This is a genomic window from Lapillicoccus sp. (assembly GCF_025353065.1).
GTDB lineage: Bacteria > Actinomycetota > Actinomycetes > Actinomycetales > Dermatophilaceae > Lapillicoccus.
The window spans coordinates 18,889-41,546 of the sequence record NZ_JANXRJ010000054.1; the positions used below are offsets into that span (position 1 = coordinate 18,889).

Annotated in this window: 18 protein-coding genes and 1 pseudogene; 3 read left to right on the plus strand and 16 right to left on the minus strand. The window is 71.9% G+C overall.

What is annotated here, in order from left to right:
* Window positions 1-137: 137 nt before the first annotated feature.
* Entirely contained in the window at window positions 138-299 is a 162-nt protein-coding gene (locus Q0R63_RS05260; RefSeq protein WP_295695000.1) for a hypothetical protein, read from the minus strand.
* Between the two features lie 296 nt (window positions 300-595).
* Between Q0R63_RS05260 and Q0R63_RS05265 the strand changes: the two genes are divergently transcribed.
* Window positions 596-3,040, plus strand: coding sequence for a TetM/TetW/TetO/TetS family tetracycline resistance ribosomal protection protein (locus tag Q0R63_RS05265; RefSeq protein ID WP_295695002.1), 2,445 nt, complete (start codon window positions 596-598; stop codon window positions 3,038-3,040).
* Between the two features lie 5 nt (window positions 3,041-3,045).
* Here Q0R63_RS05265 and Q0R63_RS05270 read toward each other — a convergent pair whose 3' ends face one another.
* The 12 genes from Q0R63_RS05270 to Q0R63_RS05325 all read right to left on the minus strand — a co-directional run bounded on the left by Q0R63_RS05270 (window position 3,046) and on the right by Q0R63_RS05325 (window position 17,099).
* A complete protein-coding gene (locus tag Q0R63_RS05270; protein WP_295695004.1) occupies window positions 3,046-3,642 on the minus strand; it encodes a hypothetical protein in 597 nt (198 codons plus the stop codon).
* Window positions 3,643-3,760: 118 nt separating this feature from the next.
* Window positions 3,761-4,942 (minus strand): cellulase family glycosylhydrolase, encoded by a 1,182-nt coding sequence (locus tag Q0R63_RS05275; RefSeq protein WP_295695006.1) that lies wholly within the window; start codon window positions 4,940-4,942, stop codon window positions 3,761-3,763.
* The gene (locus tag Q0R63_RS05280) at window positions 4,935-6,113 is read right to left on the minus strand and encodes a glycosyltransferase (protein ID WP_295695008.1); all 1,179 of its coding nucleotides are present in this window, start codon (window positions 6,111-6,113) and stop codon (window positions 4,935-4,937) included. The genes Q0R63_RS05275 and Q0R63_RS05280 overlap by 8 nt, the downstream gene beginning before the upstream one ends.
* Complete coding sequence (locus Q0R63_RS05285; RefSeq protein ID WP_295695010.1) at window positions 6,110-7,246, minus strand: glycosyltransferase family 4 protein; 1,137 nt, start codon at window positions 7,244-7,246, stop codon at window positions 6,110-6,112. The genes Q0R63_RS05280 and Q0R63_RS05285 overlap by 4 nt, the downstream gene beginning before the upstream one ends.
* 11 nt (window positions 7,247-7,257) lie before the next feature.
* Window positions 7,258-7,959, minus strand: coding sequence for a hypothetical protein (locus Q0R63_RS05290; protein ID WP_295695012.1), 702 nt, complete (start codon window positions 7,957-7,959; stop codon window positions 7,258-7,260).
* Complete coding sequence (locus tag Q0R63_RS05295; protein WP_295695014.1) at window positions 7,949-11,449, minus strand: hypothetical protein; 3,501 nt, start codon at window positions 11,447-11,449, stop codon at window positions 7,949-7,951. The genes Q0R63_RS05290 and Q0R63_RS05295 overlap by 11 nt, the downstream gene beginning before the upstream one ends.
* A complete protein-coding gene (locus Q0R63_RS05300) occupies window positions 11,446-11,808 on the minus strand; it encodes a phosphomannose isomerase type II C-terminal cupin domain (protein WP_295695017.1) in 363 nt (120 codons plus the stop codon). The genes Q0R63_RS05295 and Q0R63_RS05300 overlap by 4 nt, the downstream gene beginning before the upstream one ends.
* A gap of 171 nt (window positions 11,809-11,979) precedes the next feature.
* Window positions 11,980-13,122, minus strand: coding sequence for a glycosyltransferase family 4 protein (locus tag Q0R63_RS05305; protein WP_295695019.1), 1,143 nt, complete (start codon window positions 13,120-13,122; stop codon window positions 11,980-11,982).
* A 71-nt stretch (window positions 13,123-13,193) separates the two neighbouring features.
* Window positions 13,194-13,892: a class F sortase gene (locus Q0R63_RS05310; protein WP_295695021.1), complete on the minus strand. Its 699-nt coding sequence runs from the start codon at window positions 13,890-13,892 to the stop codon at window positions 13,194-13,196.
* On the minus strand, window positions 13,889-14,893 hold the full coding sequence (locus tag Q0R63_RS05315) for a DUF4397 domain-containing protein (RefSeq protein WP_295695023.1): 1,005 nt from the start codon (window positions 14,891-14,893) through the stop codon (window positions 13,889-13,891). The genes Q0R63_RS05310 and Q0R63_RS05315 overlap by 4 nt, the downstream gene beginning before the upstream one ends.
* Window positions 14,890-16,167, minus strand: a complete 1,278-nt coding sequence (locus Q0R63_RS05320) for a glycosyltransferase family 4 protein (protein ID WP_295695025.1) — start codon at window positions 16,165-16,167, stop codon at window positions 14,890-14,892. The genes Q0R63_RS05315 and Q0R63_RS05320 overlap by 4 nt, the downstream gene beginning before the upstream one ends.
* Window positions 16,164-17,099 (minus strand): glycosyltransferase family 2 protein, encoded by a 936-nt coding sequence (locus Q0R63_RS05325; RefSeq protein ID WP_295695027.1) that lies wholly within the window; start codon window positions 17,097-17,099, stop codon window positions 16,164-16,166. The genes Q0R63_RS05320 and Q0R63_RS05325 overlap by 4 nt, the downstream gene beginning before the upstream one ends.
* 530 nt (window positions 17,100-17,629) lie before the next feature.
* Here Q0R63_RS05325 and Q0R63_RS05330 point away from each other — a divergent pair.
* The gene (locus Q0R63_RS05330; protein WP_295695029.1) at window positions 17,630-19,501 is read left to right on the plus strand and encodes a hypothetical protein; all 1,872 of its coding nucleotides are present in this window, start codon (window positions 17,630-17,632) and stop codon (window positions 19,499-19,501) included.
* A 677-nt stretch (window positions 19,502-20,178) separates the two neighbouring features.
* Here Q0R63_RS05330 and Q0R63_RS24500 read toward each other — a convergent pair.
* Window positions 20,179-20,478: pseudogene (locus tag Q0R63_RS24500) on the minus strand (hypothetical protein); the annotation flags it as partial.
* Window positions 20,479-20,664: 186 nt separating this feature from the next.
* Between Q0R63_RS24500 and Q0R63_RS05340 the strand changes: the two are divergent.
* Window positions 20,665-21,063 (plus strand): PaaI family thioesterase, encoded by a 399-nt coding sequence (locus tag Q0R63_RS05340; protein ID WP_295695034.1) that lies wholly within the window; start codon window positions 20,665-20,667, stop codon window positions 21,061-21,063.
* Window positions 21,064-21,126: 63 nt separating this feature from the next.
* Here Q0R63_RS05340 and Q0R63_RS05345 read toward each other — a convergent pair whose 3' ends face one another.
* Window positions 21,127-21,591 carry a DUF6158 family protein gene (locus tag Q0R63_RS05345; protein ID WP_295695037.1) on the minus strand — a complete coding sequence of 155 codons (465 nt, stop codon included), beginning with the start codon at window positions 21,589-21,591 and terminating at the stop codon, window positions 21,127-21,129.
* Window positions 21,584-22,501, minus strand: a complete 918-nt coding sequence (locus tag Q0R63_RS05350) for an amidohydrolase family protein (RefSeq protein WP_295695039.1) — start codon at window positions 22,499-22,501, stop codon at window positions 21,584-21,586. The genes Q0R63_RS05345 and Q0R63_RS05350 overlap by 8 nt, the downstream gene beginning before the upstream one ends.
* Between the last annotated feature and the right edge of the window lie 157 nt (window positions 22,502-22,658).

Genomic DNA, 22,658 nt, shown 5'->3' on the forward strand with positions numbered 1-22,658 from the left:
ACCTTGGGGAAGCCGACCGGTGGTGTCGGTCTCCGTGGGGGCGGGACCGACCGGGAAGTCCGTCGGGATGGGGGAGCCGGACGGACGGATTCAGTTGTGGGGAGCGGGTGGTGCGAGGGGAGGGAAGAGCTGGTGGCTCAGGCGGCGCAGGGCTCCACGCCGAGGGCTGCGTCGAGTTCGGAGGCACACATCCGGCCGTGGCACGAGGCCGCGGCGACCACGAGGGCTCCGACGAGCTCGATCTCGTCGCCCAGCGCGCTGTCGAAGAGCTCGCCCAGACCCAGGTTGGTGGAGTTCATGAAGGGAACGTTAGGCGGGGGAATACGGCATTAGTTCGATTTTTACCCTCTCTTTACCTTGCCTGTGGAAATCTCATCCGTTCGGACGAGGAAGGGGCTCGCAGCCCTTGAATCCTCAACCATCACGGGGGAATCCGGTTGCCCCCGGCGGCAGCGTCCTGCTGCACTGGGCCAGTCGTGGCCCGCCGCCACGCCGAGCCCACCCCGGTCTCAGCCGAGCCCACCCCCAGCCCAGGAGCACCCGTGCGCACAGCTCTCATGTCCCGCAACTTCCCCACTCACGGACATGAGGCTCCATGCAGACTCTCAACCTGGGCGTCCTCGCCCACGTCGATGCCGGCAAGACCAGCCTGACCGAGCGGCTGCTGCACACCGTCGGGGTGCTCGACGAGGTCGGCAGCGTCGACGCAGGCAGTACCCGCACGGACACCCTCGACCTCGAGCGGCGGCGGGGCATCACCATCCGGTCGGCCGTCGTCTCCTTCGTCGTGGACGAGGTCGCCGTCACCCTCATCGACACACCCGGGCACCCCGACTTCATCGCCGAGGTGGAACGGGTCCTCGGCGTGCTCGACGCCGTCGTGCTCGTCGTGTCGGCGGTGGAGGGCGTGCAGGCCCAGACACGCGTGCTGCTGCGCGCCCTGAAGCGCCTCGGGATGCCGACGGTGCTGTTCGTCAACAAGATCGACCGCGCCGGGGCCCGGGAGACCGACCTGCTCGAGGAGATCCGAGTCCGTCTCACTGCCGACCTCGCCGTGCTGGGCGGGGTCACCGGACTGGGCACGTCCGGAGCGGCCGCGGTGCCCCACGACCTCGACGACCGGGCCGTCCGGGCCGGGCTGGTCGAGGCCCTGGCGGGGGTCGACGAGGGTCTCGTCGCGGCATACCTCGAGGACGGGGACGTCAGCCGGCCACGGCTCTGGCGGGCCCTCCGCGAGCAGGTGGCCGCCGCGCGGGTCCTGCCCGTGCTGTTCGGTTCCGCGATCACCGGGGCGGGGGTCGACGACCTCGTGCGGATGCTCACCACCCTGCTCCCCCGGGCCACCGCCGACACCGCGGCGCCGCTCTCGGGCACGGTCTTCAAGGTCGAGCGGGGCGCGGGCGGCGAGAAGGTGGCGTGGGCCCGGATCGTGACCGGAACCCTCCGCGTCCGTGACCGCGTCGCGATCGGGCCGGACCCGGGCGGTGACACCGGACCGGTCCCGACCGGTGACAGGATGACCGCGATCCGGGTCGCCGACGGCGGCCTCGAGGTGACCCGGGTCGCGGTGGAGGCCGGCCGCGTGGCGCAGGTGTGGGGCCTGCACCGGGTCCGGGTCGGCGACTGGCTCGGGAGCCCGCCGGCGCGCAAGGGACCCGACCACCAGTTCGCGCCGCCGAGCCTCGAGACCGTGGTGGATCCCGTCGACCCGGCCGACCGCGGGCGGCTTCGGGTGGCGCTCACCCGGCTGGCGGAGCAGGACCCCCTCATCGGACTGCGCCAGGACGACCGGCGCAGTCCGACGAGCGAGCTGTCGCTGTCGCTCTACGGCGAGGTCCAGAAGGAGGTCATCGCGGCCACCCTGGCGGCCGACCACGGCGTCGACGTCGTCTTCCGCGAGACGACCCCCATCTGCGTGGAGCGGGTCGTCGCCACCGGGAGGGCGCACGAGGTCATCGCGACCGACACCAACCCCTTCCTCGCGACCCTGGGGCTGGAGGTCGGGCCGGCGCCGGTCGGGGCCGGCCTCGAGCTGCGGCTGGGCGTCGAGCCCGGGTCGATGCCCGCGGCCTTCTTCACCGCCGTGGAGGAGGGGGTCCGCGAGCTGCTCGACCAGGGGGTCCACGGGTGGCCGGTGCCGGACTGCGTCGTGACCGTCGCGCGCTCCGGTTACTGGGCGCGCCAGAGCCACGCGCACGGCACCTTCGACAAGGGGATGTCGAGCACCGCAGCGGACTTTCGCGCCCTGGCCCCGCTCGTGCTGATGACGGCGCTGCTCCGAGCCGGCACGCAGGTGTTGGAGCCGGTCCAGCGGGTGCGTCTCGAGGTCCCCACCGACTCCGTCGGCAGCGTCCTCGCCCTCCTGACCCGGCTGCGCGGCATACCGGGCAGGACCGACGAGCTCGGGTCCGGGCACGTCATCGACGGCGAGATCCCCGCGGCAGTCCGTCCACGAGCTGCAGCAACGCCTGCCCGGACTGACCCGTGGCGAGGGGGTGGCCGAGACCTTCGTCGGCAGGCACCGGCCGGTGCAGGGTGTCGCCGCGCCCGAGCGGTCCCGCACCGACGACGACCCCCGGGACCGCCACCGCTACCTGCTGGCCACGACCCGGGCGGCGGGACGCCCGATGCCCCCGGCGTGACCGGGGGCGGGCGGACCTGTTCATCTTCAACCAGTACCGTCGGTGACGCCCGGCTGAACAGCGGGCATCCACCAGTCTTCGCTCAAGGACGGACCATGGCCGCCGCCGCCCCTCCCCTCGACCAGTTCTACAAGCTCGCACGTGAACGGCTCGAGGTCGCGCTCGACGGGGACCGCGTCACCAGCGTCGATGACGTCACGGCCTGGTCCGACATCCTGACCCGGATCCACTCGCTCGACCCGGACCGCAACCCCAAGCGCCTCGCCGCCACCGTCTACCGGCTCAGCCAGCAGCTGGTCCTCGCGCAGGACGCGACCGACCCGGCCGACGTGGGATCCGTCCACCGGCTCGCCGTCGCCGCGACGTCGCTCGCCGACCTGATGGGTCGGCTGGCCTAGCCGCCTCAGGCGAGCCCGGCCGCCAGCCGCAGCACCTCGTCGGCCGCGCCCGAGCAGATGTGCATGGTGAAGAGCGGTCCGGGATAGCCGTTCGGCCTCGGGGCCACGATCACACAACCGGGGTAGGTGGACCCGACGGTCGAGGTGACGAGCATCCGGTAGTCGTGCCCGGAGGTCCCCACGGGCTGCAGGGTCCACTCGTCGTATGCGGGGTTGGGGGTGGTGGAGCAGGTGGCCGAGCGCAGGCCGAAGCGGTACTTCACGACGCACTGCCCCGAGGCGCTCGTGCCGATCTGGTAGGTGCCTGTGGGGGCGCCGGCCACCGGAAGGAAGGTGAACGACTGCGGGGCGGAGCCGTTGCACGGGTTGCCGTAGATGTCGAGGAAGGAGTAGGCCGGATCGGTGGTGCTGACGTCGAGGCAGGTGTGGACGACCGTCGACGCGATCCGGCTGGCGCGCGGCGCGGCGCCCGAGGCCGTGGACGCGGCCGTGGCCGGTGAGCCGGCGGCGAGGGCAGGGGCCGCGACGCCGGACAGGGCGAGCGCGGCGAGGGCGGCGAGGCCTCGGCGGACAGTGGGGGTTCGGCGCGGGGACGGGCTCATTGGTGCCTCCTGGTTGGGGCGTGACCGGGACCGGCGTGGACCCGGGGCCCAGCCTGTCCGGCCATTCTCGGAGGTTCATCCGAGAGCTCGGCCCGACCCTGCTCCGGGGGGCGGCCGGTCAGGCGCTCGGGTCGAGGGACCGGGCCCGCTGCTGCATCACGCCGAGGAGCGGGTCGCCTCGGGACGGCACGACGTCGAGCTGGTCGGTGTCGGCGATGTTGAGGTGCCAGACGAGGTAGCCCGAGGCGCCGGCGGCGAAGGCCGCCTCCATCTTCGCGCCGAGCAGCTGCGCCCGACGTGCCCGCCCCGCCTCGTCGGTGGCCTGGATGCCGGCCTCGCCGACGACGATCGGTTTGCCGAGCTTTTTCGCGATGGCGAAGGAGCAGCCGATCTTGGCGTCGCCACGCTGGCAGTCGGACGAGTCCGCAGCGGGCAGAGCGCCGTTGACGCTTCCCGGCATCGCCTCGGTGTCGGAGCCGTAGCGGGCCCAGTCGTGCACCTCGGTGAAGTCGAGACCGGCCTGGCCGTAGATCGCCGCGAAGTCGGTGCCGCTCCCCCCGGGTGCGCCGTTGGCCTGGGTGCCGAGGGTGACCAGGTGACGCGGGTCCGCGGCCTTGATGACGGACGCGATGTCGGCGGCGAACGGCACGAGGGCGGAGGTGCCGGCGGAGTCGCGCTCGCTCGTCTCGGCCTCGTTGACCATGGTCCAGCCGAGGATCGTGGGGTTGTCGCGGTAATGGTCGGCGATGACGCGCACGTAGTCCCGGTAGGACAGCTTCGCGTTGCCGAGCGGCTGCCGGTAGCCGGTGGAGTACCACTGGCCGCCGGCCGCCTGGGCCAAGGACATGCCGCGCTGCCCTGTGGAGCAGTCGCCGGGGCCGTCCTCGAGCACGGGCATGACACGCAGACCCGCCTTCGAGGCCGCCGAGATGATGCGGTCGGTGCCGGACCAGTCGGTGCCGGCGGCGGTGTAGGTCTGGTAGGCCCAGAAGCGGACGACCGTGGCGCCGGCCCGGTCGTGGATCGTGTGCATGATGTCGGACAGCGCCGAGTCGTCGAGTCGCGTTGCGGGAGAGCAGGAGTAGCCGTCGGTGGCGGCGGCGTCGTAGAGGTTGAAGCCGACGAAGCGGAACGGCGCACCTCCGACGAGCAGCTGCGTGCCCGAACGGGTCACGAAGTCCGACGCGCTCCCCGAGCAGGCCGAGAGAACACCGGTCAGCAGAAGCAGGGCGGCGACCAGCGCTGCGGCAGAACGGTTCCGCGCTGAGCCGGTGTGCCGACGGGAGCGAGGGTCACGCACGAGACTCCGACAGGGGTCTCGTGACGAGGGACGCGTAGACGTCGTCGACCCGGCCGGCGGCCGCCTGGGCTCCGTAGCGCTGCGTCAGCACCGTTGGTACGGGCCAGCGGTGGACGTCGACGAGCGCCTCCTCGACCGCGGCGCCGAGGCGCCGCTCGTCGGCGGCGCGACCGACGGGGTCGGCGGGGTCGGCGGCGGGCACGACCTGGACGGCCTGGGTCGGCGCGGCGTCGAGCTCGTCGAGCGCCGGGGCCTCGACGTAGACGACGGGCAGCCCGCTGCCGATCGCCTCGACGACCGCCATGCCGAAGGTCTCGTCGGCGGACGCGCTCACCAGCACGTCGACGGTGCTGAGCACCGCGGCGATGTCGCCGCGTGGACCGAGCCAGTGCACCGAGTCGGTGACGCCGAGGTCGGCCGCGACGGCCTGCAACGTCCCGAGCAGCGGGCCGGTCCCGGCGACGACGAGCACGGCACCGGCGCGCAGGGCCGGCGCACTGGCCCGCAGGATGGTGTCCATCCGCTTGACGGGGTCGAGCCGGCCGACGGCGCCGATGACGTGGGTCGTCTCGGCGATGCCGAGCTCGGCCCGCACGCGATGCCGGGCCTCCGCGTCGAAGGCCAGCGCCTCGAAGTCGATCCCGTTGTCCGCGACAGTGATTCGTGATCCCTGGACGCCCCACCGACGCAGCCTCAGCGCTGTCGTCGACGACACGGCGACCGTGTGGGTGGCGAGCCGCTCCAGCCCGCGATAGAGCAGCCGCAGCCACCACGTGTGCGGCCGGCCCTCGATGGTGTCGTCCATGAGCGAGTGCTCCGTCGAGACCACGACCGGGACGCCGGCGAGCCGGGCCGCCGGGATGCCCCAGAGCTGGGCCGAGAGGAGGTGCACGTGGACGACGTCGGGGCGGTAGTGCCGCAGTCGCCGCGCGAGGACCACCGAGGTGAGCAGCCGTCGCCAGCCCACCAGGTCGAGGACCTCGACCCGCTCCCCCGCGGCGCGCATGCTGTCGGCGACCGGGCCCCCGGCATACAGGGCGATGGTGACGGAGTCGTGGGCGGAGCGGCGCACGAGCATCTCGAGCTGGCGCTCGGCGCCGCCCGTGGTGAGCGAGGTGATGACGTGGACGACCCGCAGCGGGCGGGCGGGCCCGACGGTGCGACCGGTCATCGACGTGCGCGCCGGGCCAGCACGTCGCGATAGACCGCCTCGACCCCGTCGGTCGTGGTCTCCCAGGTGGGCAGCGGGATGTTCAGGGGCTGGTGCGGGGTGCCCTTCAGAGCGGTGGCGCGCAGCGCCGTGGTGAGGGCAGCCGCGATCGCCTCGGTGGAAGCGTCGACCGGGATGCCGGTGACGAGGTGGTCCTCGACGAGGTCGCCGGTGCCGGCGACGTCGAGCCCGACGACGGGCAGGCCGAGGGTGACCGCCTCCATGATGCCGACGGGGTGGGCCTCGTAGGTGGAGAGCGCAGCCATCACGCTCGCCGTGCCGAGCTCGTGGGCCATGGCCGCACGGTCGGTCGGCGGGAGGTGCCTGATCTGGACGGCATCCTCGACGTGCAGGTCGCGGGCGAGGGCGCGCAGCTGAGGCTCGTAGTCTCCGCTGCCGAGGATCAGCAGGTCGGCGCCGGGGATCTGCTCGCGGACCAGCGGCAGGGCCTCGATGGCGCGGTGGTGGCCCTTGTAGTGCTCGAGCCGGCCGCTCGAGACGATCCGGCCGACCTGCGGCACCACGGCCGCCGGCGTCTGCGGCAGTGCCCCGCCGTTGCCGATCACGACGAAGCGTGAGGCGTCGATCCCCGTCGCCTCCGAGAAGTGCGACCGTTCGAAGCGGCTGACCGCGATGAGCTGGTCGGCCCCGGCGAGCAGTGGTGTCAACACTTTCCACTGAGTGGAGCGCACACCCGAGCGCACTGCGGAGGAGTGCCCACCGCTGTGGAAGGTGAGGACGTAGGGGGTGCGCGAGGCGCGGGCCGCGAGCATCGCGACGGGCGGCACGAGGGTGTGCACGCCCTGGACGTGGACGAGGTCCCAGTGACCGCGGGCGATCGCACCGGCGACGCCCGGGGAGAGGTAGTAGTCCTTCTCGCGCGGCCAGGAGCGGCGCCGGATGACCTGGTAGCCGTGCATCGGCTCGCGCTTCGGGAGCTGCCCGGAGCGGTCGGTCGCGAGCACGGTGACGTCGAACTCGCCGCGCTCGGCGAGCCGCGAGGCGACCTCGCCGACGACCGTCTCGGTCCCGCCGATCTCGGGGAAGAAGCGCTGCACGACATTGAGGACTCGTGGGCGTGGGGTGGTTGCCATGAGGGGAGGGATCACCGATCGAGGGTCAGGGTGCGCAGCGGCTGCGCCTGGTCCGGGTAGTTGAGGGTGATGACGTAACGGCCCTTCACCGGGACGGCGAGCGTCGTCGTGACCGAGCCGCCGGCAGGCACCGAGAAGAGGGGATAGCTGAGGTCGTTGCCGTTGGTCGTGGTGCGCATCTCGAGGGGTCCGACGGCTCGGCTCGAGGTCACCACGATCTTGACCTGCGTGCCGGTCACGGAGCCGATCGACATCTGCACGGGCGCCGCCTCGGTGGGGGCGACGGAGCGCACCGACATGGTCACGGCCACGACGACCACCACGAGCGAGGCCGCCAACCAAGGCACGGTGCTGACGACGGAGAGGTGCGTCCCACGGTCGTATGCCGCGGGCTTCGGCCGCGGCTGCGTCCAGGACACCGCGATCCCGAGCGCGGCGACGAGGGACAGCGCGACCGCCCAGGTGGTGGGCCGCAGCCCGATCGGCGAGGCGCCGAGCACCAGACCGACGAGCACCAGCGTGACGAGCAGACCGCCGAGGACGAGGAGCAGGCCGTCGAGTGCGCCGAGTCGGCGCAGCCGCACGAGTCGTTCGCCGACGAGGACGAGGCCGGCGAGGACGAGGCCGCCGGTCACCGCGGTCGGCGCGCCCACCAGGGAGCAGACCAGGGCGGCGAGGACGACACCGGCGCGCCAGATCAGGTCAGGACGCATCGAGGGCTCCCAGGTCGTAGATGACGATGGAGCCGTTGTCGTAGAGCACGTCGACACCCGGCACGGTCGAGAACTTGCGGAGCGCTGCGGCGGGCACCGGCGTCGTGCGGTTGTCGCCGCCGAACTCGCCGCTCTCGATGTAGACGCCCTGGTTGGGCAGGCCGAAGGCGTCACGCCGGTCGGCGATCAGGTAGCGGATGTGGGCCGCCTTGATGACCTCCACGTCCTTCGCCCCGAAGTCGGGGTCGAGCAGGAGCCGGGAGGCATCGACCCCGGTGCCGATGTGGGTCACGGAGTACTGGCCACCGTCTGCGGCGGCGAGCAGGCCGCCCACGCGGTCGGCGTACGTGATGCTCTCCGGCGGGAGGTGCGCGGCCATCCAGCCCGCCGCGGCGAGGTTGTCGGCATCGATGCTCCGGGCGTCGTCCGAGACACGGAACGGACCGGGGAGCTGCTGGGTGATCGAGCCGGCACCGAGGACGACGCTGCCGATGAAGATGACCGTCGCGCCAGCGGCGAGCACCGTCGTCTTCCACCACGTCATGCGGTGCTGCCAGACCCACCAGGCGACGACGAAGGCGACGCCGAGGAAGACGAAGCCCGCCGACCGGTCACCGACCTCGGCCGTCGACACGGTGAGGTGTCCACCGGGGATGAGGGGGTAGAGGATCGCGACGAGCAGCAGGAGGAGCACCGAGGCGACACGACGCTTGAGGAAGCGGCGCGAGCGGATCACGGCCGGGAGGAGGACGGCCAGCGTGAGCACGAGCGAGGCGATGATCGCGTACTTCTCCCACGGCGCGGTGACGACCCCGGCCGAGTTCTGGAAGACCTTGCGCGTCTGCTTCCCGCTGAGGACGGCGACGACGGCGTCGACCGAGCTCTGCCCGATCGAGCCGAGGTAGCTGAGCAGGGTGTTGCCCGGGTTGGCCAGGCTGACCGCGAAGCTGCCGGCGGCCACGACGACCATCGCCCCGAGCGAGAGCGAGGCGTTGCGCGTCCTGCGGTGGAGCACGAGCTCGAGCACCCACCAGACGAGGTATGCCGCGATGAGCAGGGCCGCGGTGACGTGGTGAGAGAAGGTCACGGCGACGGTCGCGAGCATGCCGGCCACGAGGCTCGTCCGCGACCCCTGGCGGCGACTGACGACGAGGTAGACCGCGAAGACCGCGAGCGGCAGCGCGATGGTCTGGTAGGAGAACTGCGAGTTGAAGAAGAGCATCTGCGGGTTGCAGGAGTAGATGATGACGGCCGTCGCGCCGATCCGCGGCGACAGGGTGATGTGGCTGACGACGAGGAGGACCGCGAGCGCGATGACCACGCGGGAGGCGAGGAGGATGACCACGCCGGATGCGTAGGCGGACAGGCCGGTCAGGTCGTGGATCGCGTTGGTCGCGATCTCGAGACCGGGGTAGTACGCGGTGACGGGCAGCAGCGAGTTCTCGGTGAAGAGGTGCCCCGTCTCCCCCATCAGGCGCAGCACGTTGGCGTGGATCAGCTCGTCGTGGAACATGAACCGGGTGGGGTAGAGCACCAGCCGGCTGAGCTGCAGCAGCACGGCCATGCTCACCGCAAGCAGGATCCGGGTACTCGCGCGGGCCTTGGGGAGGAGGACCCCGATCGCGGCCGGGAGGAAGATGACGACCAGCCCGAGGACGTAGAGGCTCTGGGCGGTCGTGCTGCCGCCGTCGGTGCGCGCCAGGGACACCGCGGCCGCCATGGAGATGAGGCCACCGGTCATCAGCAGGACGACGGGTCCGGCCCCGACGACGCGGGCGACGTTGCGGATCAACCCCATCACGGCGGACTGCGACGTCGGCGGCAGGTCGGTCCCGTCGCCGTCCCGGTCATCCGTCATCCCGAAGGGACCGTCGTGGTCGTCCTTCTCGTCCGAGGCGATGTCGGGCGCGGCATCGGGCAGGGCGGCCGGACTCAGGGTCTCTTGCTCCACGCCGTCCTCCTCGGTCGTCCCGATCCTACGCGCGGGCGTTTCGGCCGGATATGTCGTCGGCGCCCGAACCAGCAGCGCGGCGACGTCGACGGGGACCACGGCAGCCTCGACGGGGAGCGGAGCAGCCTCGAGGGTCGCGGAGGCGGACGCGTCGCCCGGACGGGCGGTACGGGTCATCCGCCACAGCGGGACGGCGAGGATGAGCGCCTCGACGACCAGGACGCCGACCCAGGCGAGACAGAGTCCGACCGCGCCGTCGAGCCGCACCCCGGCATACGCGGCCGCGAGCTCGATGACGGTGGCGCCGACCATGACGCCGGTCGCCTCGGTCGTGCGGCCCTGGACCCGGCGCAGCGCGACGAAGTGGTCCTTGACGACGAAGGGCAGCCCGGCGAAGGCGAGGATCCGCAGGATCTCGACGCCCTGCGTGGAGTACTGGGACCCGAAGACCGACAGGACGTAGGGCGCCAGCGGGAACAGCAGGAGGTTGGCCAAGAGACTGACGCCGAAGGAGAGCGGAATGGTGAAGCGCATCCGCTCGAGCAGGCTGTCGGTGGCGCCCTCGGCCGAGGCGAAGAGCGCGACGCTGATGGAGTAGGGCAGCGCGAAGACCACCCCGGTGACCTGCAGCGCGGTGGTGAAGACGCCGTTCTGCTCGCTCGAGACGAGGACGAGGACGAGGAGCGGGAGGATCTGCAGCGGCGCCTGCAGGGTGGTGTTGAGCGCGTGGTGCGAGAGCGCCTGCCCCCCGAGCCCGCGCATCGTCCGGAAGTCGATGAGACGGGTACCAGGATCCTGGAGGGCCCGACCGCCACGGGTGCGCACGGCCACGAGGGGGAAGGACAGCAGCGTGCCGATGCCCCAGGCGAGGAAGATCGTCATCCCGCCGGACTGCCCGGCGAGGGCGAGACCGGCGAGGGCCGCGAGCTTGACGCCGCTCGCGATGGCGTTGCGCTCGAGCTGCAGGGACCCCGAGCCGAGCACGAGCACGGCCTGGTCGACCACGAGGGCGACCGCCATCAGCCCGGTGCCGATGGCGAAGATGAGGGCGTTCGTCGGTCCGCCGGCGATCAGGTCGAGGTTGCCCACGTGGAGCACCTCGATGGCGACGAAGGGGACGGCGACCGCGAGCACCGTCGCCACGCCTCCGGCGACGACCAGCGCCGTCCGGGTCAGCGCCCGGCGGCGGCCCTGCTCGGTGACCGGGAACCGCGCGATCAGGAGGGTGCCGAGGCCACACGTGCCGAGGGTGCCGAGGAGCGTCATCAACGAGATGGCCGCACCACCGACACCCACCGCGCCGACCGAGAACTGCCGGGCGGCGAGCAGCCAGAAGGCGAGGCCGAGGACGCTGGTCAGGGCGTAGGTGCCGACGAGGGAGGCGCTGATGGCCGCCACCCGTCGCAGCCCGCTCCGGGCGTCAGGGGCGTCGGGGGCGCCGGGCATCGCCGTCGCGCTCTGTGCCATGTCGTCCTCCCCCTGCTCGGTCTGCTCGGTCTGCTCGGTCTGCTGGTGGCGCGGTGTCTCGGTGATGCTCACCTCGAGTAGTCGTCCTCGAGTCGCTCGATGTCGAGCTCGTCGAAGTGGCCGTAGGCGATCTCCAGGATGCGCGCCGGCTCGCTCGTGGGGTTGCTCATCCGGTGGGTGGCACCCTGGGGGACCCAGATGTCATCGCCACTCTGCGCCATCCAGCTCTCGCCGTCGACCTCGATCTGCATGGGGCCGTCCAGCACCTTCCAGAACTCGCCCCGGTGGTCGTGACGTTGCTTGGACAGCCGGGCGCCCGGCTCGACGGTGATGACCTTGACGGTCGTCCGCTCGTTGAGGGTGAACTGCTCGAAGTCGCCCCAGGGGCGCAGCGAGCGGAAGGGGGTCGTGCGCGAGATCATCTCGGTCATCGGGCTGCTCTTCTCGGATGTGGTGGAACGGGCGGCTGTGGTGGACAGGGCGGTCGGTGAGGAGGGTCCGTCGGGTCGATCGCAGTGATCGAGCCCTCCGGGCCGGTTGATCCCCCATACGACGCAGGACGGGGTGCTGCCGTCAGGCGCCGTGGCGCCCGCGGTCGCAGGTCAGCGACGTTGCGGCGCCATCGCCGCGAGTACGGGGGTCATCCGGTCGATGACGTGGGACCAGAGGAAGCGCTCTTCGACGCGCTGCCGCCCGGCATCGCCGAGCTGCGCGGCACGAGCCGGGTCCAGGAGTAGTTCGGTGAGGGTGGCCGCGACGGATGGGACCATCGCGTCGTCGCGTGGGACCATCACGCCGGTCTCGCCGTCGACGACGATCTCCGGTACGCCGCAGGTGCTCGTCACGACGCACGGCAGGCGGTGCGCCATCGCCTCCATGAGGACGAGCGGGAACGGGTCGAAGAAGGACGGCAGGCAGAACACCGAGGCCTCCTCGTAGAGGCGCGACATCGCGTCGCGGCCGTCGACGCGGCCGATGGCCTCGACACCGTCCTGGGGTGGGATCGGGTGCGGGGTACCCACGATCAGCAGCCGCGCGGTCGGGACCTGCTCGCGGACGAGACGGAAGGCCTTGAGCAGCTGGAGCCCGCCCTTGCGCTCGAAGTCGTTGCCGATGAAGAGCACGGTGGGGGGCGCCGCGCGGCGACGCTCGAGGTCGACCTCGGGCATGGTGCCGAAGTTGCACCCGGCACCGACGACCGTGACCCGGTCGGCGGGCACCTGGTAGTAGTCGACGAGGGAGTCGCGCGTCTCCTCGGAGAAGGCGAACAGGTGCGCGGCAGAATGGTACTGGCGTCGCTCGCGAAGGAACCACCGCTCCAGCGCGGCTCCCCGCAGGGGGTTCCAGTCGGGCCACTGATCGGCGGACTGCCGGTGGGTGCAGTCGATGTAGAGGACGGCCCGTGGGTCGGTCAGCTCGAAGAGCGCGTGGGTCTGGAAGACGACGTCGAAGGGGACGTCGACGTCGCCCAACGTCTGCGCGGCCCGACGGGAGCGCAGGGACACCGCGAGGTTGCTCTTGTGGAAGAGCTCGATCCACGCGCGCCGACGCGGACGGAAGGTGGTCGCCGCCACGAGGAGACGTTCGGCCTGGGTGATCTCGGCGTCGATCTGGGCGACGACTCGGAACCGCTCGTGCATCGCGCGGCTCAGGTGGGAGACGAGCGCGTCGCCACGGTCGGCGAGGACGATCCGCGGCGCGGTTTCACGGCTCGCGGGCACTGACGGGTGATGGGCCACTGGCATGGCGGCCATTGTGTCCCGGTCGAAGGGCCGGACAGGGCGAATGGGCGAAAGAAGGGTTCCTGGGCCGGCGCTCATGACGCGAACACCACGACGTTGTCCTGGTAGCCGCCCGCCGACTTGACGTAGGAGCCTCCGCAGGTGATCAGGCGCAGGGCCGGTCCGGGGACGGGCCCGTAGGTCTCCTGCGTCGGGAACGCCGTCTTGGCGTAGGTCTGGACCCCGTCCACGGTGAACGACACGGTCGTGCCGTCGCGGCGCGTGACCGTGATGGCGTCACCGACCTTGAGCTGCTTGAGATGGAAGAAGACGGCCGGCCCGGTGAGGGAGTCGACGTGCCCGGCGAGAACAGCAGGTCCCTGCTGACCGGGGGCGGGGGTCGTGTCGAGCCACCCCACCCGCGACGGGTTCGTGGGGACCTCGATGGCCTTGTTGGCGCCGATGCCGAGGTCGACGAGGGTGGAGTCCACGCCGATGGCCGGGATCTGGACCCGGGCGGGCCGCAGGCCGGTGGCCACCGTGGTGGCGGAGGCAGCGGGGCCGGGGATGGCCGCCCCCGCCGGACCGCTCGTCGCGTCCGGCCCCGACGTCGTCGTGGTGGGCGACGCGCTCGCCGAGGCCCGGGGTGCCGAGGTCGTGGCGACTACGGCACCCGGTGCCGGAGATGCTGAACTGCACGCCGCCAGCCCCACCGTCACGGCAGCAGCCGCGACGGCATACGAGATCCGCGCGAACGCGGTCCTCGTGCGGGGCGGGCGGAATGAGGGGTTCATCGGCCCGAGGTCACCCGGACCGGCTGACGAGCGGTACGACGGACCGCCGCGCGCAGCAGCGCGGAGCCGAGCAGCAGCGACCCGAGCAGGGCCGTGACGGCGGCCCAGACGATGCCCTCCGAGGTGTCGTGCGAGGTGGCCTGCGACGCCGTGACGGCCTGCTGGGACGCAGCGCCGCCGAAGCCCGTCGCTGCCGCACCGACCGGGGTGGCCACGGCGCCGGCGGCGTCCGTGATGACCTTGATCGTGACGGCGGTGAGCCCGGAGTCGAGAGCGACCGCGGTGTAGACGCTGCCGCTGGCGAGCGTGACGGTCTGCTTCGAGCTCATCGAGGAGCCGCTGAGGTTGAGGGTCCAGGCGCCGTCGGGCACGGTGGTGTAGCCCGTGGTCGTCCCGAGGACGGCGTCCGTCGCGATGGTCGGACCATTGACCGCCATCACGTTGACCATCGGGGCGAGCGAGGAGGCGGACAGCACCCGGACACGGGCCGAGCCGGCCGCCGGTGGGGTGAGGTCGTCGCTGAGGATGGCCAGCCGCGGCGCGCTGGCCGTGCCGATCACGGCGATGGTCTGGGCCTTGCCCGACGCGGCGGTGAAGGACCGCGACAGGGTGGGCGTCGCGTCAGCGGGGGCAGTGGCGTCCCAGATGCTCACGGTGTAGGTGCCGGGGTCGAGCTTCTGGTAGGAGGTCACGTCGCCGTATCCCGCGTTGGGGGACATCACGATCGAGCCGGTCGAGCCGGACGCCGGCTTGAGGTCGACGCGCGCGGCGCCGAAGCCGGGGATGAAGTGGCCGGCGCGGATCCAGGCCTTGCCGGGCGGGGTCGCGCCCGCGGCACCGACGGAGTCGGCGTTCGCGGGACCGGCGCTCAGGGCAGTGACGGCGATGAGCAGCAGTCCGGTCAGAACGGACCAGAGCAGGCGGCGGTGGCTGACGCTGGTGGTGGTTGTCATCGTGATCTCCAGTGAGGACGAGTGGTGCTCGGGACGAAGGGTGGTCATGTGGTCGCCTGCTCGTGGCCGCACTGAGCGGCCTCGGTGACGGGCGTGATGTCGGGGGCCGCGGACACGCTGTCGGAGTGCGGGTCGGGGGCGAGACCGAGGTGGCGGAAGATGCCCTGGTAGGCGTCGACCGTGTTCGCCCAGCTGTGCGGATCGGCATACCGTCGACCGCGCGACGCCCGCAGCGACGTCAGTGCCGCGGTGAGCGCCGGCACGTCCTGCGGCGGGACGAAGGAGATCCCCTCGTAGCCGGCAGCCGCATCGACCAGGCCACCCACGGAGGTGACGATCGTCGGCAGGCCGGCGCTCATCGCCATGTGGAGCGGGCCCGAGGAGGAGGACCTGCGATAGGGCAGGGCGACCGCGTCGGCATTGGCGAAGTGCTGCTGCGCCTCGGCGTCGGTGACGTAGCGGTTGACGACGGTGATGCGGTCGCGCGCCGGGCTGGCGGCGACGGCCTCGAGCGGCGCGTCCCAGCCCTCCCACGTCTCGCCGACGATGGTGAGGCGCATGGTGTCGCGGATCGCGGGCGGCAGGGCGGAGAACGCCTCGACGAGATCCTCGAGCCCCTTGTAGGGACGGATGATCCCGAAGTAGAGCACCGTGAAGTCGTCGCTGCGACGGACCGGCGGGGCCGCCACGGTGTTCGGGGTGTGCTCGGCGGGCTTCTGCTTCACGTGGTCGTAGGGGCCGTGGGGGACGATCGTCACCGAGCCGGCACCGTCGTCCTCGAGGCCGTAGGCCTTCTGGAGCAGGTCGAGGTCGTAGCGCGAGTGGACGACGTGGGCGTCGACCCGGCGGAGCAGCAGGTCCATCGCCTTGCGGACGTAGCGCACGACGCCGGGGATCCGTGCCTCACCGGTGTCCTGGACCTCGTGCCACTCCATGACGACCTTGGCGCCACGACGACGGGCGAGCGTCGCCAGGCGCAGGTAGCTGTGGAGCACGGCTCCGGTCCACCACTGGAGGACGACGACGTCGGGGCGCTCGTTCTCGATGAAGCGGCGGGCGCCGCGCATCGAGCTCCCCCAGAACCAGTCGACGCCGTCGTAGACGTCGATCCCCGGCGCGTAGTCGACGTCGTTGACCGGGCGGCCGACGCGGCCCCGACCCGGGTAGAGCGCCGTCGGCACGAGCTGACGCATGAGCATGACGTCGGTCGGCAGCTCCGACGCCAGGGCGTTGGCCAGCCGGCAGGTGTAGTAGCTGATGCCCGAGGTGAACCGCCAGCCCGAGCCCACGACGAGCACCCGGGGTGGGTGGCCCGTGCTCACGCCGTGTCCCGCTGCCCTGCGCTGACGGCCGAGCGTCGACGGAGCGGAGCCGGGTCGCGGTGGTGGGAGGACTCGTGGGCGTGCTCGAGGTGACGCACGGCGTGCGCCTCGGCGTGGACCGGTGCGTGGACCTCGAGGTCCACCGAGGCGTGGGCCTCGGGGGCCTGGGAGAGCACGTCGGCGGCCGGGACGGTGTCGACGGCTGCTGCGCCGCGGCGGAAGCGCTCGGTGACGATCGTGCGCAGCACCCGGGTGCCGTCGCGCCACGTGTTGAGGTTGCTCTCACCGTGGATGCGCTCGAGCTCGACGCTCGGCACCTCGTGGATCTGCAGGCCGCCCGCCGCGACGCGGCAGTTGATCAGGGTCTCGATCTCGAAGCCGTCGCCCCACTGCGGGCCCTCCACCGTCGAGGACGGGATGGCGAGCGTCGGCAGGATGTCGCGCCAGAAGGCGTTGTAGCCGTAGCAGAGGTCGGTGTAGCGGGTCCGGAAGAGGACGTTGGTGATGCCGGTCAGCACCTTGTTGCCGGCGTCCCGCAGCCAGGTGATGTCCTCGCTGCCACCGGCGGCGAGCACGCGGCTGCCCTTGGCGAAGTCGGCGCCGCTCTCGAGGGCGTCGACGTAGGCAGCGATCTCGGCGGCATCGGCGGATCCGTCGGCGTCGAACATGACGATGATGTCGCCGGTCGCCGCCTCGAAACCGCAGGCGAGGGCGTTGCCCTTGCCGCGTCGGGTCTGTTGGATGAAGCGGGCCGAGGGTAGTGTCCGTGACACGACGGCTGCGGTGTCGTCACTGGAGTGCCCGTCGACGACGATCACCTCGTGGACCTGCGGCAGCTGCGGCAGCACGATCTCGAGGTTGCGTGCCTCGTTACGTGCTGGGACAACGATAGTGATGGTTGGCGTGGAAGGGCGGCGTGGCGTGAGTGTCATCGAATTCTCCAATAGGACGGCAGCACCGATCGCAGACCACCCCTTTGGTGGTCAAGCTGTCCCCATTGACGGCCCGAGCGCGGTGTCCCCCACCGGCTGGTCCAGATCGTGTACCTCTGTGACAAGGGTTCGCATTCATCGTCCCGTCCGGATGGGGTTTCCGTTGCCATTTCTCGCAAATCTTCGAGGGATTCCCTCGAGAATTACCGCTAACTGGGCGAAATACGGACAAAAATGTCGGCCGATGTGACGGACCCGCCCTGCACCTGTGGTCACATGCTGGACACCCACCAGCACTTCCGGCCCGGGACCGACTGCGGGCAGTGCGGGAAGGTGGTCTGTCCGACTTTCACCCTGAAAGCCGAAAGGGCTGCTGCGCCCCGGCGACCCCTCTCATTGATGTCTGGAATCACCAGATTTTTCCCGTTCCGTCGAGGTGCGTGAAGGTCAAAAAGGGTATCCGTCCCCTTTCACCCAATTCACTTAAGTCATATTTGTCCGTTTTAGCCGGGATATACGGTGGACTCCTTATGCCGAGCCCCCGCACCGCGCGCACCGGAGGTCATCCACGCGCCGCCGTTGCCGTCCTGGCCCTTCTCCTGCCGCTGCTCGCGGTCGGCCTCCCGGCCGCCTCCCGGGCGGCTCCGGCGCCGGCCGGCAGGAGCACGACCGGCACGACCGGCAGCGTGGGCGACGGCTTCGTGCAGCGGGACGGGTCACGCCTGACGCTCGGAGCCGCCACCTTCCGGTTCGCCGGGGCCAACCTCTACTGGGCGGGGCTCGACGAGAACGTCGGCGGAGTCTCCCCGGCACAGGCCGGGACCGTCGACTACCCCAGCTTCTTCCGGATCCGCGACGGCCTCACCACGGCCAGGGCGATGGGGGCGACGGTCGTCCGCGCGCACACCCTCGGCGTCTCGCTGGGGACGCCCAAGGCACTGACGCCGAGCCTGGGGACGACCAACCCCGCGGCCTTCGCCACCATGGACTACTCCGTGGCCCAGGCGAAGCGCCTCGGGCTGCGGCTCGTCGTCCCGTTGACGGACAACTGGGAGTACTACCACGGCGGGCGGTTCGACATCCTGCGCGGCCTCGGGTTGAGCACGGCCGACAACGGCGCCCTCTTCTACACCGACAACCGAGCGCGGGCGGCATACCAGGGCGGTGTCCGGACGCTGCTGACGCACGTCAACCCGTGGACCGGCCTGACGTATGCCGCGGACCCCACGATCATGGCCTGGGACCTCGGCAACGAGCTGCAGGGGATGACCACGGAGTGGGTCCAGACGGACGCCACCTTCGTCAAGGGCCTCGCCCCCCACCAGCTCGTGGCCGCCGGGCAGGGTAGCGGGGTGAGCGGCGCCGTCCTCGGGGCGCCCGCGGTCGACATCAGCGACACGCACTACTACCCCGCGGACCCGCACCGGATGGAGACCGACGCGGCGAGGGTGACCTCCGCCGGAAAGGTGTTCGTGGCGGGCGAGTTCGGGTCGACGGGGGCAGCCGGACAGGACTGGAGCGCGGTGACCGGGGACGGGCGGATCAGCGGCGCCCTCTACTGGTCGTTGTTCCCGCTCGCCGACCACTACGGCTACGTCCGCCACGACGACGGCTACACGCTGCACTACCCCGGTGACACCACAGCGATGCGGGCGGACGTCGTGGCCCTGCGGAGGCTGGCCGCCGGGATGACCGGGCGGGCGAGCGCGGACCCCGGTGCCCTCGCCTCGACTCCCCTGCTGACGGGCATCGAGGCGGTCGACGGCCGCAACGTCCTGACCTGGCGAGGCAGCGCCGGGGCGGACGGCTATCTCGTGCAGCGGTCGGTCGACGGCGGCGGCTGGACGACGATCACGCCGACGCCGTTGTCTGCCAACGACGCTCCGTGGACCGACGCGACGACCCCGGCCGGCGTCGTGGGCTACCGCGTCCTGGGCGTCGATCCGGCCGGAGCCGTGCTGGACACGTCGGGCGACCGGTCGGTCGCCGCCGGGGAGAGCCTGGTCGTCGACCCGCTCGAGGACTGGTACCTCACGGCGGCGCACACCGACAACCTGCTCCGGACGCCCGTCGGGACGCAGATCGCCGTCTCGCCTCCGGCCGGGGCGCCCGGCTCCGTGACGTGGAACCGTCCCGGTCTGCGCTCCGCGACGTTCGCGGTCGCGGCGGCGGCGATCCCCGACCTGCGGGTGCTCGTCTCGCCCGATGGCGGCAGCACCTGGCAGGCCGTGGCTCCGACCGTGCGCCGGACCGCCGCCGGTGCGTTCGAGCTGTCGGTGTCGGGCCCGGGTGGATCCGGCGGGTCGGGCGGGTCGGGTGGGTCGGGCGCAGTCCGTCTCGAGTGGCCCGCCGGTGGCGCGGCCGCCGGGCTGACCGGCGTGGTGCTGACGTCCGGCTCGTAGCCGACGCCCGCCTCAACCCGCCGCGGCTTCGAGGAACGGCCGGGGGTCGCCGGCGCCGAGTCGGTGATCCCGTGGGTCCGGAGGGCGCCGATCGCCAGGGTCCGGCGCACGGCGGCGAAGGTGATGACGTGGCCGATGATCCCACCTATCGTGTGGGTGGTCGGCGGCGAGCAGGTCGTGTCGACGACGGTGTCGGAGAGGGTGCCCGCAGCGAGGGCCAGCGCCACCACCTCCCGGTAGTCCCGGCCGGAGACCTCGTGCCGGGCGGTCAGACCGGCGATCGTGCGGTGGCTCTCGTCCGGCCAGGGCCCCCCGCGGAGGGCGGAGACCCAGTGCTCCTCCTGGGTGACCATCGCGTTGATCACGGATCGGAGGGTGGGGTCGTCGTCGATCGTCTCGACGGACACCACGATCGGTGCGTCGAGGGTCTCGTCGGGGAGGGTGGCGGCGCGCTCGAGGACGGCGGTGAGGGTGTCGACGTGGTGATCGACGAGTTTCTGGAGCAGGTTCATCTCGGTCTCCTTCGTGGGGGCCGGGAGGCGGAGGCCGCCCGGCGGTTGGAAATGCACACCACTCGGGCTGGGCAGCTCCAGCTGGCGGAAGGTGAGCGGCGGCATGGCGCGCACCGCCGTGGGGGTCGTTCCGTAGGCCCGGGCGAACGCCCGGGTGAAGGCCTCGTGCGAGCCGTAGCGCGCCTCGACGGCGACGTCGAGGATGGTGCGCGCGACCGACCCTGGGTCGTCCATCCGCAGCAGCCGGTATGCCGCCCGCTCGAGCAGCAGCCGGCGCCGCATCGCCCCGGGAGGCTCGCCCGTCGCCGCGGTGACGATCCGGTCGAAGTGGAAGCGGGACAGGTGGGCTCGCGCCGCGAGGTCGTCCGGGCCCGCCTCGGGGTCGTCGAGACCCGCCTGAGCCAGGTCGAGGATGGTCGCCAGGTGGTCCGAGGAGCGGAGGTCCGGTGATGCTCTGTCGTCCATGGCTCCAGCATGCTGCCGCGACGCCGTTGCCGGCTTGACCGTCGTTGCGGCATCGGCCGGAGTGCCGAGCGGGTCCGACCGGGCTCACGGGGCTGCCGCCCGCCGGGCCGCGTCCTCGCGTTAGGTTGGCGGTCTCCGCATCCACGCCCACCCGTCCCGGATGCACGACACCCGAGGGGCCCCGTCATGCAGCTCGACCTCCTGGAGCAGGACGACATCCTCGGCGGCTTCGCCGCGCAGCTGGGCCTGCAGTTCGACCGGGCCGACGGTGACGAGGTCACGGCCCGCTGGGAGGCCGGCCCGGGACTGCACCAGCCCTACGGGATCGTCCACGGTGGCGTCCACTGCACGGTCGTCGAGACCCTGGCCAGCGTCGGCGCCGCGCTGTGGTGGGGCGACCGCGGGCACGTCGTCGGCGTGAGCAACTCGACCGACTTCTACAGGGCCGTCCGCGGGGGTGCACTGACCTCGAGCGCACTGCCGATCCACCGCGGGCGATCGCAGCAGGTGTGGGTCGTCGAGACCCACGACGCCGACGGGGTGCTCGTCTCGCGGGGGCAGGTCCGGCTGCAGAACCTCACCTGATCCGGGCGAGACCGTCTGCGGACACCGGCCGGACACGCGGCCCGGGCTCCGCGCCCGCAGCCCTCATTCGGTGGCGAGCAGCCTCGCGAGACGGGCTCGCCCGGCGTCGGTGAGCACCCGCTCGACTCCCTCGGTGCCCAGGGCCGGCGGGTCGCTCTTGTAGAGCCCGGCGAGCGACGTCCGGTCGAGGCCGGCCACCCGTGCTGCCTGGTGGGCCTCGAGCTTGTGGAGCCGACCGCCGGCCGCCTCGAGGGCCCGGAGGAAGGCGAGCTCCGGGTCGACCGTGACGTCCGGCGGGCTCGCGGCCACGGCGGGTGCGCCGCCGGACCCCTGCCAGGTGCGCCTCGGGAAGCGCCGGACGTATTCCGCCTCGAGCTCGAGCATCCGCGTCGTGTGCCGGGCGAACTGCTCCGCGCTGCCGTGGAGGAACACCCAGTTGCGTGTCGCATGCGCCTGGGTCCCCTGCTGCTCGAGCTCCTCGTCGGTCAGCTCGCCGGCGGGGCGGCCGGTCACCGGAAGGTCAGCCATCACGGTTCCTCTCGTCGTGCGCGGGCCGGGCAGGGGTCTGGTCCGGCAGGTCGGCCGGGTCCGGCAGCCCGGCATACAGGCTCATCGCGTTGCCACCGAGGACGAGCGTCGCGACGTCCTCCGGCAGCAGGTCGGCGACAGCGGCGGCGTTGCGGGCGATGCTGGGCACCCCCGGCCAGTCGGTTCCGAAGATCCAGCGACGGGCGAGGCGGGTCAGGTCGTGGCGCGCGTAGTACTCGGGCAGCCGCTTCGGGGGCAGCCCGGACAGCTCGATCCAGACGGTCGGGTGGGTCAGGGCCAGGAACGCGGCAGCGTCGTACCACCAGCCGCGGCCGCCGTGGGCGAGGACGATGTCGAGGCCGGGGAAGTCGCGCACGACGGGGAGCAGGTAGGTGGGGTCGGCGAACTCGTTGGACGAGCCGGGGAAGGTGCTGGTGCCGCAGTGCACGACGAGCGGCACGCCCCGCTCCTCGAGGACCGCGTATGCCGGGTAGAGACCTGCGTCGTCGCACCGGAACCCGCCGTGGACGGGATGGAGCTTCAGGGCCGCGGCGCCGTGGTCGAGCTGCCGCGTCAGCTCGGTCGCGATCGGGAAGTGGAGGTGGGGGTTGACGTTGGCAACGGGGTGGAAGCGCACGGGGTTGTGCTCGACGATCGGCAGGAGGTCGTCGAACTCCTGCATCCCGGTGGCCTTGGGGCTGTACTCGCAGAAGAGCATCGCGACATCGACACCCTCGTCGCCGAAGAGCGTGTCGAGCTCCGCCGGTCGCGGGCGACCGTCGGTGTCCCAGACCCGGTCGAGGAGGCCGTCCGGGCCGAAGTCGCGCGCCCACTGCACCCACGCCGGACGCAGGCTGCCCAGCACCGGCACGTGGACGTGCGCATCGACGAGGACGTGGCCGCCCTGCACGGCTCAGCGATCCGTCACCATCGGGGTGTCCACCCCGATGGCCCCGGTCTTGTGCGAACCGCCCGGGGCCCCGAGCGGTGCGTCGCGCCCGGGGAGTACCTCGACGAAAAACCTCCGGTTGTCCTCGATGAAGTCGGTGTCCTCGTCGGCGACCCGG

Excerpts from the sequence above, each read along its gene's own strand:
- Q0R63_RS05345 (WP_295695037.1), bottom strand. The coding sequence starts at position 21,591 with ATGGCTGACCTTCCGGTGACCGGCCGCCCCGCCGGCGAGCTGACCGAC.
- Q0R63_RS05340 (WP_295695034.1), top strand. The coding sequence starts at position 20,665 with ATGCAGCTCGACCTCCTGGAGCAGGACGACATCCTCGGCGGCTTCGCC.
- Q0R63_RS05265 (WP_295695002.1), top strand. The coding sequence starts at position 596 with ATGCAGACTCTCAACCTGGGCGTCCTCGCCCACGTCGATGCCGGCAAG.
- Q0R63_RS05260 (WP_295695000.1), bottom strand. The coding sequence starts at position 299 with ATGAACTCCACCAACCTGGGTCTGGGCGAGCTCTTCGACAGCGCGCTG.
- Q0R63_RS05285 (WP_295695010.1), bottom strand. The coding sequence starts at position 7,246 with ATGGCAACCACCCCACGCCCACGAGTCCTCAATGTCGTGCAGCGCTTC.
- Q0R63_RS05270 (WP_295695004.1), bottom strand. The coding sequence starts at position 3,642 with ATGAGCCCGTCCCCGCGCCGAACCCCCACTGTCCGCCGAGGCCTCGCC.
- Q0R63_RS05290 (WP_295695012.1), bottom strand. The coding sequence starts at position 7,959 with ATGCGTCCTGACCTGATCTGGCGCGCCGGTGTCGTCCTCGCCGCCCTG.
- Q0R63_RS05280 (WP_295695008.1), bottom strand. The coding sequence starts at position 6,113 with ATGACCGGTCGCACCGTCGGGCCCGCCCGCCCGCTGCGGGTCGTCCAC.
- Q0R63_RS05310 (WP_295695021.1), bottom strand. The coding sequence starts at position 13,892 with ATGAACCCCTCATTCCGCCCGCCCCGCACGAGGACCGCGTTCGCGCGG.
- Q0R63_RS05315 (WP_295695023.1), bottom strand. The coding sequence starts at position 14,893 with ATGACCACCCTTCGTCCCGAGCACCACTCGTCCTCACTGGAGATCACG.
- Q0R63_RS05330 (WP_295695029.1), top strand. The coding sequence starts at position 17,630 with ATGCCGAGCCCCCGCACCGCGCGCACCGGAGGTCATCCACGCGCCGCC.
- Q0R63_RS05325 (WP_295695027.1), bottom strand. The coding sequence starts at position 17,099 with ATGACACTCACGCCACGCCGCCCTTCCACGCCAACCATCACTATCGTT.
- Q0R63_RS05300 (WP_295695017.1), bottom strand. The coding sequence starts at position 11,808 with ATGACCGAGATGATCTCGCGCACGACCCCCTTCCGCTCGCTGCGCCCC.
- Q0R63_RS05305 (WP_295695019.1), bottom strand. The coding sequence starts at position 13,122 with ATGCCAGTGGCCCATCACCCGTCAGTGCCCGCGAGCCGTGAAACCGCG.